We start from the raw sequence: 14,875 nt of genomic DNA on the forward strand, positions 1-14,875 counted from the left end.
AAATCTCGTGAAACTGGTCTTATATTATTGATGATCAGTTTGTTTTGAAGCCAGGTTGGTCTTGAGTGTTAAAGGTACTCAAGGTTGGTCTGGTGGATTTGCAGACATGAGATGAGCATTGATAATGAGAGTGATCAAGTGTCTTAAGGGCATTCGGTGGATGCCTTGGCGACAAGAGGCGATGAAGGACGTGATACGCTGCGATAAGCCATGGGGAGCTGCGAATAAGCTTTGATCCGTGGATTTCCGAATGGGGAAACCCACTCCGTATGGAGTACCCGCAAGGGAGCAAACCCGGGGAACTGAAACATCTAAGTACCCGGAGGAAAGGACATCAACCGAGACTCCGCTAGTAGTGGCGAGCGAACGCGGACCAGGCCAGTGGCTTGCATTTAAGAACCGGAACCGTCTGGAAAGTCGGGCATTAGTGGGTGATAGCCCCGTACGGGTAGAAATTATGCAAGTCCTCGAGTAGGGCGGGACACGTGAAATCCTGTCTGAACGTGGGGGGACCACCCTCCAAGCCTAAGTACTCCTTGTCGACCGATAGCGAACAAGTACCGTGAGGGAAAGGTGAAAAGTACCCCGACGAGGGGAGTGAAACAGTTCCTGAAACCGGATGCCTACAAACAGTTGGAGGGCGCAAGCCTGACAGCGTACCTTTTGTATAATGGGTCAGCGACTTAATTTAACGAGCAAGCTTAAGCCGGTAGGTGTAGGCGTAGCGAAAGCGAGTCTGAATAGGGCGCCCTAGTTCGTTGGATTAGACCCGAAACCGAGTGATCTAGCCATGGCCAGGTTGAAGGTGCGGTAACACGCACTGGAGGACCGAACCCACGCCTGTTGAAAAATCGGGGATGAGCTGTGGTAGGGGTGAAAGGCAATCAAACTCGGAAATAGCTGGTTCTCCGCGAAATCTATTTAGGTAGAGCGTCGGATCAATACTCTCGGGGGAGAGCCTGGTGGGTATGGGGGCTACCCCCTTACTGATCCTAACCAAACTCCGAATACCGAGAAGTACTATCCGGCAGACACACAGTGGGTGCTAACGTCCATTGTGGAGAGGGAAACAACCCTGACCGCCAGTTAAGGTCCCTAAGTTATGGCTAAGTGGGAAAGGATGTAGAACTCCCAAAACAACCAGGATGTTGGCTTAGAAGCAGCCATCATTTAAAGAAAGCGTAACAGCTCACTGGTCTAAATAAGGGGTTCCGCGCCGAAAATGTACCGGGGCTCAAGCCATACACCGAAACTGCGGGTGCATCTTAGGATGCGCGGTAGCGGAGCGTTCTGTAAGTCTGCGAAGGGGGACCCGTGAGGGCTCCTGGAGATATCAGAAGTGCGAATGCTGACATGAGTAACGATAAAGCGGGTGAGAGACCCGCTCGCCGAAAGTCCAAGGGTTCCTGCGCAACGCTAATCGGCGCAGGGTTAGCCGGCCCCTAAGGCGAGGCCGAAAGGCGTAGTCGATGGGAATGCAGTTAATATTCTGCAGCTTGGTGGTAGTGACGGATGCCGTGTGTTGTATCTCCTTATTGGATTGGGGGTGCAGCGAAGGTGTTCCAGGAAATAGCTCCACCGTATAAACCGTACCCGAAACCGACACAGGTGGACTGGTAGAGAATACCAAGGCGCTTGAGAGAACTATGCTGAAGGAACTCGGCAAAATGCTCCCGTAAGTTCGCGAGAAGGGAGACCTCACGATGGGCAACCGTTGTGGGGTGGCACAGACCAGGGGGTGGCGACTGTTTATCAAAAACACAGGGCTCTGCGAAGCCGTAAGGCGACGTATAGGGTCTGACGCCTGCCCGGTGCTGGAAGGTTAAGAGGAGGTGTGCAAGCACCGAATTGAAGCCCCAGTAAACGGCGGCCGTAACTATAACGGTCCTAAGGTAGCGAAATTCCTTGTCGGGTAAGTTCCGACCTGCACGAATGGCGTAACGACTTCCCCGCTGTCTCCAGCATAGACTCAGTGAAATTGAATTCCCCGTGAAGATGCGGGGTTCCTGCGGTCAGACGGAAAGACCCCGTGCACCTTTACTACAGCTTCACACTGGTATTCGTCACGACATGTGTAGGATAGGTGGTAGACGTTGAAGCAGGAGCGCCAGCTCTTGTGGAGTCACCCTTGAAATACCACCCTTGTCGTCATGGATATCTAACCGCGGTACAACAATATCCGGGACCGTGTGTGGCGGGTAGTTTGACTGGGGCGGTCGCCTCCCAAATGGTAACGGAGGCGCGCGAAGGTGGGCTCAGAGCGGTCGGAAATCGCTCGTTGAGTGCAATGGCATAAGCCTGCCTGACTGCGAGACTGACAAGTCGAGCAGAGTCGAAAGACGGCCATAGTGATCCGGTGGTCCCTCGTGGAAGGGCCATCGCTCAACGGATAAAAGGTACGCCGGGGATAACAGGCTGATGATGCCCAAGAGTCCATATCGACGGCATTGTTTGGCACCTCGATGTCGACTCATCACATCCTGGGGCTGGAGCAGGTCCCAAGGGTTTGGCTGTTCGCCAATTAAAGTGGTACGTGAGTTGGGTTCAGAACGTCGCGAGACAGTTCGGTCCCTATCTGCCGTGGGTGTAGGAGAATTGAGAGGATCTGTCCCTAGTACGAGAGGACCGGGATGGACGTACCTCTGGTGGACCTGTTGTGGCGCCAGCCGCATTGCAGGGTAGCTATGTACGGAAGGGATAACCGCTGAAAGCATCTAAGCGGGAAACCCACCTCAAAACCAGTTCTCCCTGAAGAGCCGTGGAAGACCACCACGTCGATAGGAAGCGTGTGGAAGTGCGGCAACGCATGAAGCTTAGCTTTACTAATAGCTCGTTCGGCTTGATCCTCTCATTAGTCAATGTTCATCTTTTGGATGCGCCCCTGGCGCATCAAAAAGATCATCTTAAGTGCGCTATCGCCCTTTGGGCTGCTTGAGCGCGTTTGAGATAATGGTTTTGTTCTCACGGACGTACCGGTCCTTTGGACCTGTCCTGCGAACCACGCGGCCTGACCGGCCGACGGCCACTTGGCCTTGCCTTCGCTGCGCTCGGAGCTCTTGTTCCTTGCAAAGCAGAAGGAAAACCAGATCAAAATCAAATAAATATATAGACCAGTTCACGCAAATTGCGCTTCGCCGGCCTGGTGGCCCTAGCGGGGAGCCCCCACCCGATCCCATCCCGAACTCGGCCGTGAAACTCCCCAGCGCCAATGGTACTGCATCTTAAGGTGTGGGAGAGTAGGTCGCCGCCAGGCCTGCTAATCGCAATTTGAAACCTCTTCAATTTGTCTGTCGCTCACGCGCGTAACGCCCTTCGGGCTGCGCTCCGCGGGGCGGCCTGCCAAATACAAAGTCTGGCCGGCGGCCACTTGGCCTTGCCTCCGCTGCGCTCCGGAACTTCTTGTCCCCTAACAGCGCAGCACTCAAGGCAACACGAAACACGCTGCCGCAGCCTTGATGCAGCAGCCCAGTTTGCCCCCAGGACCAAAGCGCCGAGGACAAACAAAACTAAAATCTCCGGGCTTACTCAAGCCCATCCGGGATACCTCGGTACCCCGAAAACAACCGAATAACGCGGGATGGAGCAGCCCGGTAGCTCGTCAGGCTCATAACCTGAAGGTCGCAGGTTCAAATCCTGCTCCCGCAACCAACAAATAACCCGGCCTCGCGCCGGGTTTTTTGTTGGTAACGGATACAGATTTTAAACTGACCAGGGGCCCGCAAGGAGGGCTATGCCCGACGCAGAAGGGCAGAAAACTCTCAAATCCTGCTCCCGCAACCAAACAAAAAAGCCGTCCGTAAGGGCGGCTTTTGTGTTTGAGGACTCGCGGCATGGATCTTGACATCAACCCGCCCCATCAACGAGCGCTTCGCCCGACGCAACCGGCCAGAAAACTACAAATCCTGCAACCGGAACAAAATCAAACCCCGTCAGAAAAATCTGACGGGGTTTTTTGTTATATATGACAGGCAGGGCAAAAGCCCGAACACCTAGGCCGTCTCTGAGAGGACCTGTCCCAGCGTTTCCACCATCTCGTCAATCATGCCTTTTTCTACAATCAACGGAGGCGAAAGGGCAATGATGTCCCCTGTAACGCGGATCAGCAAGCCCGCCTCAAAACACTTGACGAAAACCTCGTAGGCCCGCTTTCCGGGGGCTCCGTCGCGAGACTCAAGTTCAATGCCGGCGATCACACCGATGGTGCGGATGTCCTTGACGTGTTTTGCGTCCTTGAGGGTATGGATCCGGTCCTCCCAGGTGCTGGAAATCTCTGCGCCGCGCGTCAACAGGCTCTGTTTCTCGTAAATGTCGAGCGTTGCAAGACCAGCGGCACAGGCGACGGGGTGGCCGGAATAGGTGTAGCCGTGGAAGAGTTCGATCGTCTCGGCCGGTCCGTCCATGAAAGCGTCGTAGATGGCGTCCTGCGCGAAAACCGCGCCCATCGGGATGACGCCGTTGGTGAGGCCTTTGGCCGTGGTGAAGAGATCCGGTTTCACGCCGAAAAAATCGGTCGCGAAGGGGGCGCCGAGGCGGCCGAAGCCGGTGATGACTTCGTCAAAGATCAGCAGAATACCGTGACGGTCGCAGATCGCGCGCAGCCGTTCGAGGTATCCCTTGGGCGGGATGAGCACACCGGTGGAGCCGGCAACGGGTTCGACAATGACCGCGGCGATTGTCTCCGCCCCGTGTAGCGCGACGATCCGTTCCAGATCGTCGGCAAGATGCGCGCCCCACACCGGCTGGCCCTTGCTGAAGCTGTTGTGTTCGAGAGCATGGGTGTGCGGCAAGTGGTCGACGCCGGTCAGGAGTGACCCGAAATGGCGGCGGTTGTTGACGATGCCGCCGACGGAAATGCCGCCGAAGCCGACCCCGTGATAGCCGCGTTCCCGCCCGATCAGCCGGGTGCGGGACGCATCGCCGCGGGCACGGTGATAGGCGAGGGCCATCTTCAGGGCCGTGTCAACGGATTCAGATCCGGACCCGGTGAAGAAGACGTGATTGAAACCATCCGGTGCAATCTGTTTCAGGCGCTCGGCAAATTCGAATGCGATCGGATGGCCCATCTGGAAGGATGGCGCATAGTCCAGTTCCGAAAGCTGCCGGGCGACCGCATTGGTGATCTCTTCATAGCCATGGCCGGCATTGCAGCACCAGAGACCTGCGGTGCCGTCGAGAATGCTGCGGCCGTCGTCGCTGCGGTAATGCATGCCCTTGGCGGAAACCAGCATGCGCGGCGCCTGCTTGAACTGACGGTTCGCTGTAAAGGGCATCCAATAGGCGTCAAGCGCCTGGTTGGTTTTGAAATCTGTGTCGTTGCTGACGATGTTCATGTGCACCTCCTCGGTCGGTCGCACTAGAAAGCACTGATTTTGAAGCGCCGAACAGTCTGTTTCTTCTCCACATCAAGTCCTTGAAAAGGCGCTGTTTCAGTGGGAGATTGTTTACGATGGTAAACACACTAAACACCGATGACTTCTCTCGCGATGTTGGATTGCGCCTGCGCGCGATCCGGGAAGCGCACGGATATTCGCAGCGGGAGTTGGCCAAACGGGCCGGTGTCACCAATGGCTTCATCTCTCAGCTTGAAGCGGCCAAGATCAACACCTCTCTCAGTGCATTGAAGCGGGTTCTGGACGGCATACCGATCGGTCTGTCCGAGTTCTTCGCCTATGAACCGGAACGGCAGGAGCAGGTGTTTTTCGGAGCGGATGAGCTGACCGAAATCGGCAAGGGCAACATTTCCTACAGGCAGGTCGGCAACAGCCTCTTCGGCCACGAACTCCAGATGCTTTACGAGGTTTATGAACCGGGCGCGGACACGGGCCGCGTCATGCTCAGCCACGAGGGTGAAGAGGCCGGTATCGTCATCGAGGGGCGGCTTGAGGTCACCGTCGGCGAGCAGAGAAAAATCCTCGGGCCGGGGGACGCCTATCTCTTCAAGAGCACGACCCCGCACAGGTTCAAGGCGCTTCGGAACGAGCGGTGTGTCGTCGTCAGCGCCTGCACGCCGCCCACGTTCTGAACGCGGAATTAGAACAGGCCGAGCTTCTTCGAATTCGCCTTCCATTGCACCAGCCGGTGAGCGGAAGCTGTCTCGTTGGCCCTGGCGGCGACATCGACCATCAGGCTGAGCGCGGCAACAATGCCGATGGTCGATTCCAGAAAAAGCCCTGTTCTGGAGGGGGCATAGATCGCCGCGTCGGCAATCTCCCGGCTCCAGTGGCAATATTCGTCCGAGACCACGATAACCGACCGGCCCTGGCTCTTCGCCAGCCGGGCAAGCTTCACAGATTCCGACGCATAGGGAACGACATCCACCAGTATGAGGCAACTGGAGGCCGCGCTTTGCGGGCTCTGGTCGAGCCATTCGCCCAGCATGCTGTCGTGGGCGGACAGGAAGTGGACATTCTTCCGCGCGAGCGCCAGCCGGCGGGCGAAGTCTTCAACCGTTCCGCGGATCGACTGGAACCCCGTGGCGAAAATCGTCTCAGCGTCCGACAACAGCCGGGTCACCTCGTCCCAATTGCCGCCCTGGGTCTGGTTGAAGACATTGGTCAGCCCCTGAACCTCGGCTTCCAATGTCTCGACGAAGCGGATGGGAATATCGCCATCGGTGACGAAGGAGGCGGTGGTGACGGAGTAATGCTCGCGCAGGAGCTGCTTGAGCCCCTTCATGCCGTCGCAGCCGAGCCGGCGCAGCAACCGGCCGACTGTCACCTCGGAGACGCCGGCCTTTTCCGCGAGCGACTTGCCGGTTTCCAACCCGAGAGATGAAATATTCAGACTGACAAATTGCGCAAGCCGGGCTTCCTGCTTGGGAAGTTTCGGCGTTTCATCCTGCAAGCGCTTGAGGAATTCATCGAATTTGGCCTGCGGGAAGGATGAGAACCCGGCTTCCATGCCACCTCCCAAAATGACAGAAAAATAACATTTGACAGAAATGTCATAATTCAATCTCCTTTTGGACGCAAGCCCGTTCACCTCCCAGAAACGTGGCAGCAAACCAGAGGGTTCCATGACTAACAACACGCTGAAGAGAGTTGCCAAGGCAACACTTGCGGCAGCGGCACTGGTGGCTGTTGCCAGTGCTGCACAGGCCGAAGAAGAACTGAATCTCTATAACTGGGGCGACTACATCAATCCGCAGGTCCTGGCCAAATTCACCGAGGAGACGGGGATCAAGGTCAACCTGGATACCTATGGCTCCAACGAGGAAATGCTGGCGAAGATCCAGGCAGGCGCCACCGGCTACGATATCGTGTTCCCGTCGGTCCACATGCACGACATCATGTTCCAGCTCGGCCTGTTGGAAAAGACCGATATCGGCAGCGATCCGGCTTTCAAGAACATCGATCCGCAGTTCATCCGCGCGAAGACCGACCCGGATGCCGAATATTGCCTGCCCTATGCCTGGGGAACCGTCGGCATCGTCTATAACAAGAAAAAGGTCGCCGAGATGACCGGCTGGGAAGATCTCTTTGCCCTGGCCGACAAGGGCGAGAAGATCATCCTGCTGGACGATCTGCGCGAGACGATCGGCATCGGTCACATCATGAACGGCACGTCGGTCAATTCCACCGACGAAGACGAAATCAAGGCTGCCGCCGATTACATTCTGGAGCGCAAGAAGAACGTCACGGCTTTTACCTATGACAGCATTCCGCTGGTCCAGTCGGGCGATGTGGCGGCGGCCCATTGGTATGTCGGTGCGAATATCTTCGTGCAGCAGGCGCCGGATGTGCTTGCCTATGTCATCCCGAAGGAAGGCGCGACCATGTATCAGGAGGACATCTGCGTCCTCGCCAGCGCTCCCAACAAGGACAACGCCAAGAAGTTCCTGCAGTTCTATCTTCAGCCGGAAATTGCCGCACTGAACGTGCAGCAGCAACTGAACGGCACGCCCAACCTTCCGGCCCGGGAGCTTCTGCCGCCGGAAATCGCCAACAATGAAAGCATCTACCCACCTCAGGACGTGATGGAAAAGCTGCAGATCTTCGTGGACCTCGGCCGCGACCTGCAACTCTACAACAGCGAATGGACACGCATCAAAACGGCTCAATGACGCCGGATGCGGACGATCGTCAAGATAAGACTGCGCGGCCATGGGCCGCGCACGTTGCCTGACGTTCCGAGGGGGTAGAATGCAAGGAATTTTAAGGATCGAAAACGCCTCCAAGAGCTTTCAGGCTCCCGAAGGCGGCGTCATTCGTGCACTGGACAACGTGTCCCTGACGGTGGCTCACAACGAGTTTCTGACGCTGCTTGGGCCGTCGGGTTGTGGCAAGACAACTCTGCTCAGGGCGGTCAGCGGGTTCGAGGATCTCGACAGCGGAGAGATCTATATAGACGGCCAGCCTGTGTCGGATCAGCCGGCGCACAAGCGACCGGTCAACACCGTCTTTCAAAGATATGCCCTGTTCCCGCATCTGACGGTGGAACGGAACGTGGCTTACAGTCTCGAGGTTCGAGGCACCGCCAAAGCCGAGATCAGAGAGCGCGTCGGCAATATGCTCGAGCTTGTCGGCCTTGCCGGCATGGGCGCACGCAAGATCGGCCAGCTTTCCGGCGGCCAGCAACAGCGGGTGGCGCTTGCCAGGTCACTGGTCGCCCAGCCGAAAATTCTGCTGCTGGACGAACCTCTGTCGGCACTCGACAAGAACCTGCGTCACAAGATGCAGCAGGAACTGAAAACCCTGCAGCACGAACTCGGCATCTCCTTCATTTTCGTTACGCACGATCAGGAAGAAGCGCTGGTGATGTCGGACCGGATTGCGGTGCTGAACGGCGGCACCATCCAGCAGCTCGATGCCCCGGAGGAGCTTTATCGCCGCCCCGGCAGCGAGTTCGTCGCCCGCTTCATCGGTGAAAGCAATCTTCTGGATGCCACGGTTGTGTCTGTTGAAGGCGAAAGCTGTGACGTCGTTCTGACCGACGGCACGGTCATACGCGATTGCCCGGTGAACGGCCTGAAGCGGGGCGATCCGGCAAAGGTTCTGATCCGGCCGGAAAACCTCGTAGAGGGTTTTGGACAAAGCAATCCAGACGAGCGCGCAGGGCACGAGATCTCGGGCACGGTCAGCGAGAGCTTCTTCGCTGGAACCGACTATCATCTTGTCCTGGCGTGCAAGGGCTTGCCGCCGGTCCGGGCATCGCTTCGGGCAGGGCCTGGCACGTCGCATCATACGATCGGCGAACAGACCTCGCTGTTCGTGCCGCATGATGCGGTGCACCTCATTCCGGGCAAGGGAGCGCCGGCATGAGCAAGGCGCACCACACTTTGGAAAGCAGGCGAAAGCTGACGCTGTTCGGCCTGCTGCTGCCGCCGTCCGCCTTCCTCGCGGTCTTCTTCCTCGGGCCGCTCGCCATCATGATCGTCTATTCCTGGCTCACGCCGGGGCTTTATGGCGGCGTTGAATGGAAGTTTTTCCACCTGAACTACGGCCGCATTCTGGGCTGGGCCGATACCAAATACGAACGCTTCGATCCGGTCTATTTCGAGATCTTCCTGCGCTCGGTGAAGCTCGCCGCAACGACGGTTCTCCTCAGCCTCATCCTTTGTTACCCGGTCGCCTTCTGGGTGTCGCGCATGCCGGAGAAACGCAAGAACCTGGTTATCTTCCTGATCACGCTGCCGTTTTTCATCAGCCTGATCGTACGCCTGTTCGCCTGGGTCCTGATCCTGCGGCCGACCGGGTTCTTCAATCAGGCGCTGATGGGCCTCGGGCTGATCGATGAGCCGTTGGAAATCATCTTCACCGGAACGGCGGTTATCATCGGCATGGTCTATGTGTTCGTGCCGTTCATGTTCCTGCCGCTCTATGCCAGCATCGAAAAGCTCGACCTCAGCCTGATCGAAGCCTCGCAGGACCTGGGCGCCAACCGGCTGCAGACGTTCTTTCGCGTCATCCTGCCGATGACCCTGCCTGGCATCGTCGGCGGTTCGATCATCGTCTTCATTCCGAGCCTCGGCAATTTCATCGTGCCATCGCTTCTGGGCGGGGCGAAGGTGGTGATGATCGGCAATCTGATCGAGCAACAATTCCTGTCGGCGCGCAACTGGCCCTTCGGAGCGGCGCTCGGAATGATGGTTATGGCCGCCGTCCTGGTCCTGCTTCTCTACTACATCCGCATCGTCACACGTGAAGAGCGGCAGGCGGGTGGATTGAAGGTGGCTGAGGAGGTCGCGGCATGAGACGCAAGATTTCCTGGAGAAACCTGTTCTTGTCGGTCTACGGATGGCTGTTTCTGGTCTTCATCTATGTGCCGATCCTGTTGATCACGGTGTTCTCGTTCAACTCCAACCCGGTCAACATGATGATCTGGCAGGGGTTCACCTTCGACTGGTACCGCACGATCTTCGGCTTCCCGACGGAGCTGAACGAGCTGACGCTGTATGTGGAGTCCACAGATCAGCTCTATAACGCGGTGCTGAACAGCCTGACGGTGGCCCTGATCACCACGGCAGTGTCGACGGTGCTCGGAACGTCGGTTGCGCTGGCGGTCGCCCGCTTCAGGTTCCGTCTCAAGAATTTCTACCGGGCCCTGATGTTCATGCCGATGATCATGCCCGACATCATCCTCGGCATCGCACTGCTGATCTTCTTCGTGTCCTTCGGCTTCGGGCTGGGGCTGCACACCATCATCATCGGCCACTGCACCTTCCTCAGCAGCTACGTGTTCATCGTGGTCAGTGCCCGTATCTCGGATATGGACGACAGCCTGGAAGAGGCATCGGCGGATCTGGGGGCGGACGGCTGGACGACGTTCAAACGGGTGACTCTGCCGCTGATCGCACCGGGGGTTATCGGCGGCGCCATGCTCGCCTTCATCATATCGATGGACGATCTGGTCATCACCTATTTCATTTCCGGCGTCGATTCCACGACCTTGCCCGTGCACATCTACGGGATGCTGCGCAGGGGCATCAAACCGGAAATCAATGCAATCGCCACGGTCATGCTGGTGTTCTCCTTCATCATCGCCTCCGTTGGCCTCTACATGCGGTCCCGCAAGAAATGACGCAGAAACTCAAGACCAAACGCGCCCGCGATCTGGGGCTGCCAATGCCGGGCACTCCGGGCCCGCAAAACGCGATTACCGATGTCGAAGGTGTGCTTGTCGGCTACGAGACGCTTTCCTCAAGGCGGACACCCGCGCTCGCCAGAAATGGTCTTCCGGTGCAGACCGGGGTGACGGCGATTCTGCCCCGGGGGCGGACATCGACACCGCGTCCCGTGTGGGCCGGTTTGCACGCGCTCAACGGCAACGGCGAAATGACCGGCAGCCACTGGGTCAAGGACGCGGGCTATTTCACCGGCCCGATCCTGATCACGAACACGCACAGCGTGGGCGCTGCGCATGAGGCTGCGGTGCGCTGGATGGTCGATACCTACCGCGATGCCTGGGAAAACAACCATCTGTGGGCCATGCCGGTTGTCGCGGAAACCTATGACGGTGTCCTGAACGACATCAACGGTCTGCATGTGCGGCCGGAACACGCGACGAAAGCCCTTGAAAATGCAACATCAGAGCCGCCCGCGGAAGGCAATGTCGGCGGTGGTGCGGGCATGATCTGCTACGAGTTCAAGGGAGGAACAGGCACCGCCTCGCGGCGTGTCGAAGCCGGCGGGAAAACCCATACGCTCGGTGTTCTTGTGCAGGCGAACCACGGGCTTCGGCCATGGCTCAAGGTGCTGGGGCAGCCGGTGGGCGAGAAAATGACGGACCACCGGATACCCGGTTTCAATGCGGAGCGCGGGTCGATCATCGTCATCATCGCAACGGATCTGCCGCTGCTGCCTTCCCAGCTCGACCGTCTGGCCCGCCGCGCGACCATCGGCATCGGCCGGGGCGGTACGCCCGGCGGCAACAATTCCGGTGACATTTTCCTTGCCTTCAGCACGGCCAATGAAATGGATCTGCCTCAATTAAGCGGGCCGTGGAAATCCATGGTATCGCTGAACGATGATCTGCTCGACCCGGTCTATATGGCCGCTGTAGAGGCGGTCGAGGAAGCTGTCCTCAACGCCATGCTGGCGGCTGAAGACACGCCGACGGCCCGTCCATCCGGTTCGGTTTGCCGGGCGATCGACGCGGAAGCCCTCAAGCGGCTTTTCTCATAGGGGTCAAAGACCCACCGGCACCGATGCCATTTTCTGGAGGCACCGGTGGGCTGCATTTGCCTCTAGCGACCGATCGCATAGGCCTGCATCAGGCGCGGTGTTGCCGCCGCCTTCAGAACGCCGTCTGCGCTGCGCTTGGCGGCGGTCAGCCGGCCGATGGTCCAGTTGCCGGAAACCTCCACCGAATGCCCGCGAGCCCGCAGCAGATTGATCGTCTCGGCGCTGAAATTGCCTTCGGCCATCACGTGCCCCGGCTGGCGCTGGCGCGGGTGGAACGAGGTCGGGAAGTGGGTCGTGTGGAACAGCGGCAGGTCGATGGCTTCCTGCAGGTTGAGGCCGTGATGCACAAGCCGCAGGAACAGGGAGAGCTGCCACTGGTCCTGCTGGTCGCCGCCGGGCGTGCCGAACACCATCGCCGGCCGGCCGTCGTGGAAGGCAAGGCTCGGGGTCAGCGTGGTGCGTGGGCGTTTGCCGGGCGCCAGGCTGGTCGGCAGGCCGTCTTCCAGCCAGAACATCTGCGCGCGTGAATTCAGGCAGAAGCCGAGTGTGGGGATGATCGGAGAGGATTGCAGCCAGCCACCGGACGGGGTGGCGGCAACCATGTTGCCCCAGCGGTCGATGATGTCGAGGTGAACCGTGTCGCCCCGCCGCTCGGAAAGATGCGCCATCGTCGGTTCGTAAAGACCCGTGTTGGCAATGCCGGCGCGTTCGATCACGGCCATGTTGGCAGCCACCTGGTCCTCGAAGCCCGGCAGAACGCCGGGGCGCAGGTCGAAGGAGGCGGTGTCGGAAATCAGTTTGCGCCGCGCGTCGTTGTAGTCGTCCGACAGCAGCGCGCTCATAGGAACGTCAACGAAGGCCGGATCGCCGTAATAGACCTCGCGGTCGGCATAGGCGAGCTTCATGGCTTCCGTCACATGGTGGACGAAATCGGCCCCGGCCGGGTCCATCGCGCCGATGTCGAAGCCTTTCAGGAGCGCCAGCGCCTGCAGCAGCACGGGCCCCTGTCCCCACGGGCCAGTCTTGGCAACGGTCCAGTCGTGATAGTCGCTCAGGAGCGGATCTTCGTATGTCGCGCTCCAGCTCGCCAGATCGTCGGCGGTAAGCACACCCTTGTGCTTAGCACCCGAGCCATCCATCACCTCGGTCTTGTCCAGGAAGGCCACAATCTCCTCGGCAATGAAACCGCGATAGAAACAGTTGCGTGCCGCGTCGATCTGGGCTTCGCGGCCGGTCTGGCCTTCCGCTTCGCTCAAAAGCCGCGTCCAGGTCTGGGCGAGAACCGGGTTTTTGAACATCTCGCCGGCTTCCGGCACGGTTCCACCCGGTACCCAGGTCTCAAAGGACGTCGGCCACTCTGTCTGGAAGAAGTCCTTCAGGCCGCCAATGGTTGCCGCTGCGCCCGGCAGCATCGGCTGGCCGTTTTCAGCGTAATAGACCGCAGGCTCCAGCACGTCGCGCAGGCTCAAGTTGCCGTGGTCGCGCAGCATCAGCATCCAGCCGTCGAAAGCGCCCGGAATGACAGTCGACAGCAGACCGTTGCCCGGAATGAGATCCAGCCCTTCGGCCTTGTAATGCTCGATGGTGGCTCCCGCCGGCGCAGGTCCCTGGCCGCAAACGACCTTGGTTTCGCCCGTTCCGGCCTTGTGGAAGATCACCGGCAGATCGCCGGCCGGGCCGTTCAGATGCGGCTCCAGAACCTGCAGCACAAGTCCGGTCGCGACGGCGGCGTCAAAGGCATTGCCACCCTTTTCCAGGATGCTCATGCCGACGGCGCTTGCGATCCAGTGGGTGGAGGTGACGACACCGAAGGTGCCGGTAATTTCGGGGCGGGTGGTGAAAGTCGGCATGAGTTACTCTTTGGGGTTTAAAAAAGGATCAGCTTTCGCGGGGGTCGAGAGCGTCGCGCAGACCGTCGCCCAGCAGGTTGAATCCGAGAACGACCAGGAAGATCGCTGCGCCCGGCCACCAGGCCATCCAGGGCGCTTGGGTCATGAAGTTCTTGGCAACGTTCAGCATGGAGCCCCAGCTCGGTGCGGGGGCTTGCTGACCGAGGCCGAGGAAGGAAAGGCTGGCTTCGGCAATGATCGCTGTGGCGACCGTCAGGGTCGCCTGAACCAGAACCGGCGCGAACACATTGGGCAGGATGTAGCGGGACATGATCGCGAAATGGCTGAGCCCGATGGCCCGTGCCCCTTCGACATAGTCTTCCGTCTTGACCGACAGCACCTGTCCTCGCGTCAGGCGCACGAAGATCGGCATGGCTGATAGCCCGATGGCGATCATGGCGTTGGTCAGGCTCGGCCCCAGGAAGGCGGCAAGCGCAATGGCCAGAATGAGGAAAGGCGTTGCAAGCAGTGCATCGGTAACCCGGGAGATCGCCTGATCGGTCCAGCCGCCGAAGTAACCGGACAGAAGACCGAAGGGCACTCCGATCAAGACGGCGATCAACACCGAGACGACACCGGCCATCAGCGAGGCCTGTGCCCCCCAGATCATGCGCGAAAGGATATCCCGGCCGATCTCGTCGGTGCCGAGCCAGTGGGCGGCGGAAGGGGCCTTGCGCACCGCGCCCCAGTCGGTTGCGACCGGATCCGCAATGGGCAGCACTGGCGCGGCGACGGCAATGCCGACGAAGAAGGCGACAATAATGAACCCGAACAACGCGCTCTTGTTCGCCTTCAGCTTTTTCCAGGCGCGGCTTTCGAGGCGGATTGTTTCCTCAGCCGGATCTGCGGCAGATGTCACGGCGC

At 59.0% G+C, this 14,875-nt stretch carries 10 protein-coding genes, 1 tRNA gene and 2 rRNA genes; 9 read left to right on the top strand and 4 right to left on the bottom strand.

Annotated elements, in window-relative coordinates; genetic code table 11:
* Positions 1-132: 132 nt before the first annotated feature.
* From SIAM614_RS25300 to SIAM614_RS25310, 3 genes are all read left to right on the top strand, one after another.
* A 23S ribosomal RNA gene (locus SIAM614_RS25300) occupies positions 133-2,847 on the top strand.
* A 291-nt stretch (positions 2,848-3,138) separates the two neighbouring features.
* Positions 3,139-3,253, top strand: a 5S ribosomal RNA gene (gene rrf, locus SIAM614_RS25305).
* A gap of 318 nt (positions 3,254-3,571) precedes the next feature.
* Positions 3,572-3,648: transfer RNA gene (locus tag SIAM614_RS25310), tRNA-Met, on the top strand.
* Positions 3,649-3,989: 341 nt separating this feature from the next.
* Here the strand turns inward: SIAM614_RS25310 and SIAM614_RS25315 are convergent.
* Positions 3,990-5,330: an aspartate aminotransferase family protein gene (locus SIAM614_RS25315; protein WP_006938966.1), complete on the bottom strand. Its 1,341-nt coding sequence runs from the start codon at positions 5,328-5,330 to the stop codon at positions 3,990-3,992.
* 116 nt (positions 5,331-5,446) lie between these two features.
* Here SIAM614_RS25315 and SIAM614_RS25320 point away from each other — a divergent pair, with 116 nt between their 5' ends.
* Positions 5,447-6,022 (top strand): cupin domain-containing protein, encoded by a 576-nt coding sequence (locus SIAM614_RS25320; protein WP_006938970.1) that lies wholly within the window; start codon positions 5,447-5,449, stop codon positions 6,020-6,022.
* A gap of 8 nt (positions 6,023-6,030) precedes the next feature.
* Here SIAM614_RS25320 and SIAM614_RS25325 read toward each other — a convergent pair whose 3' ends face one another.
* A complete protein-coding gene (locus SIAM614_RS25325; protein ID WP_006938971.1) occupies positions 6,031-6,900 on the bottom strand; it encodes a MurR/RpiR family transcriptional regulator in 870 nt (289 codons plus the stop codon).
* Between the two features lie 115 nt (positions 6,901-7,015).
* Here SIAM614_RS25325 and SIAM614_RS25330 point away from each other — a divergent pair, with 115 nt between their 5' ends.
* The 5 genes from SIAM614_RS25330 (at position 7,016) to SIAM614_RS25350 (ending at position 12,122) form a co-directional block, all read left to right on the top strand.
* Positions 7,016-8,062 (top strand): ABC transporter substrate-binding protein, encoded by a 1,047-nt coding sequence (locus SIAM614_RS25330; protein WP_040441119.1) that lies wholly within the window; start codon positions 7,016-7,018, stop codon positions 8,060-8,062.
* A 79-nt stretch (positions 8,063-8,141) separates the two neighbouring features.
* Positions 8,142-9,260 carry an ABC transporter ATP-binding protein gene (locus SIAM614_RS25335; RefSeq protein ID WP_006938975.1) on the top strand — a complete coding sequence of 373 codons (1,119 nt, stop codon included), beginning with the start codon at positions 8,142-8,144 and terminating at the stop codon, positions 9,258-9,260.
* Positions 9,257-10,192 carry an ABC transporter permease gene (locus tag SIAM614_RS25340; RefSeq protein WP_006938977.1) on the top strand — a complete coding sequence of 312 codons (936 nt, stop codon included), beginning with the start codon at positions 9,257-9,259 and terminating at the stop codon, positions 10,190-10,192. Before SIAM614_RS25335 ends, SIAM614_RS25340 begins: the two co-directional genes overlap by 4 nt.
* Positions 10,189-11,019: an ABC transporter permease gene (locus SIAM614_RS25345; protein WP_006938978.1), complete on the top strand. Its 831-nt coding sequence runs from the start codon at positions 10,189-10,191 to the stop codon at positions 11,017-11,019. The genes SIAM614_RS25340 and SIAM614_RS25345 overlap by 4 nt, the downstream gene beginning before the upstream one ends.
* Positions 11,016-12,122: a DmpA family aminopeptidase gene (locus SIAM614_RS25350; protein WP_006938979.1), complete on the top strand. Its 1,107-nt coding sequence runs from the start codon at positions 11,016-11,018 to the stop codon at positions 12,120-12,122. The genes SIAM614_RS25345 and SIAM614_RS25350 overlap by 4 nt, the downstream gene beginning before the upstream one ends.
* 62 nt (positions 12,123-12,184) lie before the next feature.
* Here the strand turns inward: SIAM614_RS25350 and SIAM614_RS25355 are convergent, their stop codons facing one another.
* Positions 12,185-13,972 carry a gamma-glutamyltransferase family protein gene (locus tag SIAM614_RS25355; protein WP_006938980.1) on the bottom strand — a complete coding sequence of 596 codons (1,788 nt, stop codon included), beginning with the start codon at positions 13,970-13,972 and terminating at the stop codon, positions 12,185-12,187.
* 28 nt (positions 13,973-14,000) lie between these two features.
* Positions 14,001-14,870 carry an ABC transporter permease gene (locus SIAM614_RS25360; protein WP_050789493.1) on the bottom strand — a complete coding sequence of 290 codons (870 nt, stop codon included), beginning with the start codon at positions 14,868-14,870 and terminating at the stop codon, positions 14,001-14,003.
* Between the last annotated feature and the right edge of the window lie 5 nt (positions 14,871-14,875).

It is taken from the genome of Roseibium aggregatum IAM 12614 (genome assembly GCF_000168975.1).
Classification (GTDB): domain Bacteria; phylum Pseudomonadota; class Alphaproteobacteria; order Rhizobiales; family Stappiaceae; genus Roseibium; species Roseibium aggregatum.

Bases quoted from the DNA above. Each gene is read 5' to 3' on its own strand.
- SIAM614_RS25315 (WP_006938966.1), bottom strand. From the start codon at position 5,330: ATGAACATCGTCAGCAACGACACAGATTTCAAAACCAACCAGGCGCTT.
- SIAM614_RS25320 (WP_006938970.1), top strand. From the start codon at position 5,447: ATGGTAAACACACTAAACACCGATGACTTCTCTCGCGATGTTGGATTG.
- SIAM614_RS25325 (WP_006938971.1), bottom strand. From the start codon at position 6,900: ATGGAAGCCGGGTTCTCATCCTTCCCGCAGGCCAAATTCGATGAATTC.
- SIAM614_RS25330 (WP_040441119.1), top strand. From the start codon at position 7,016: ATGACTAACAACACGCTGAAGAGAGTTGCCAAGGCAACACTTGCGGCA.
- SIAM614_RS25335 (WP_006938975.1), top strand. From the start codon at position 8,142: ATGCAAGGAATTTTAAGGATCGAAAACGCCTCCAAGAGCTTTCAGGCT.
- SIAM614_RS25340 (WP_006938977.1), top strand. From the start codon at position 9,257: ATGAGCAAGGCGCACCACACTTTGGAAAGCAGGCGAAAGCTGACGCTG.
- SIAM614_RS25345 (WP_006938978.1), top strand. From the start codon at position 10,189: ATGAGACGCAAGATTTCCTGGAGAAACCTGTTCTTGTCGGTCTACGGA.
- SIAM614_RS25350 (WP_006938979.1), top strand. From the start codon at position 11,016: ATGACGCAGAAACTCAAGACCAAACGCGCCCGCGATCTGGGGCTGCCA.
- SIAM614_RS25355 (WP_006938980.1), bottom strand. From the start codon at position 13,972: ATGCCGACTTTCACCACCCGCCCCGAAATTACCGGCACCTTCGGTGTC.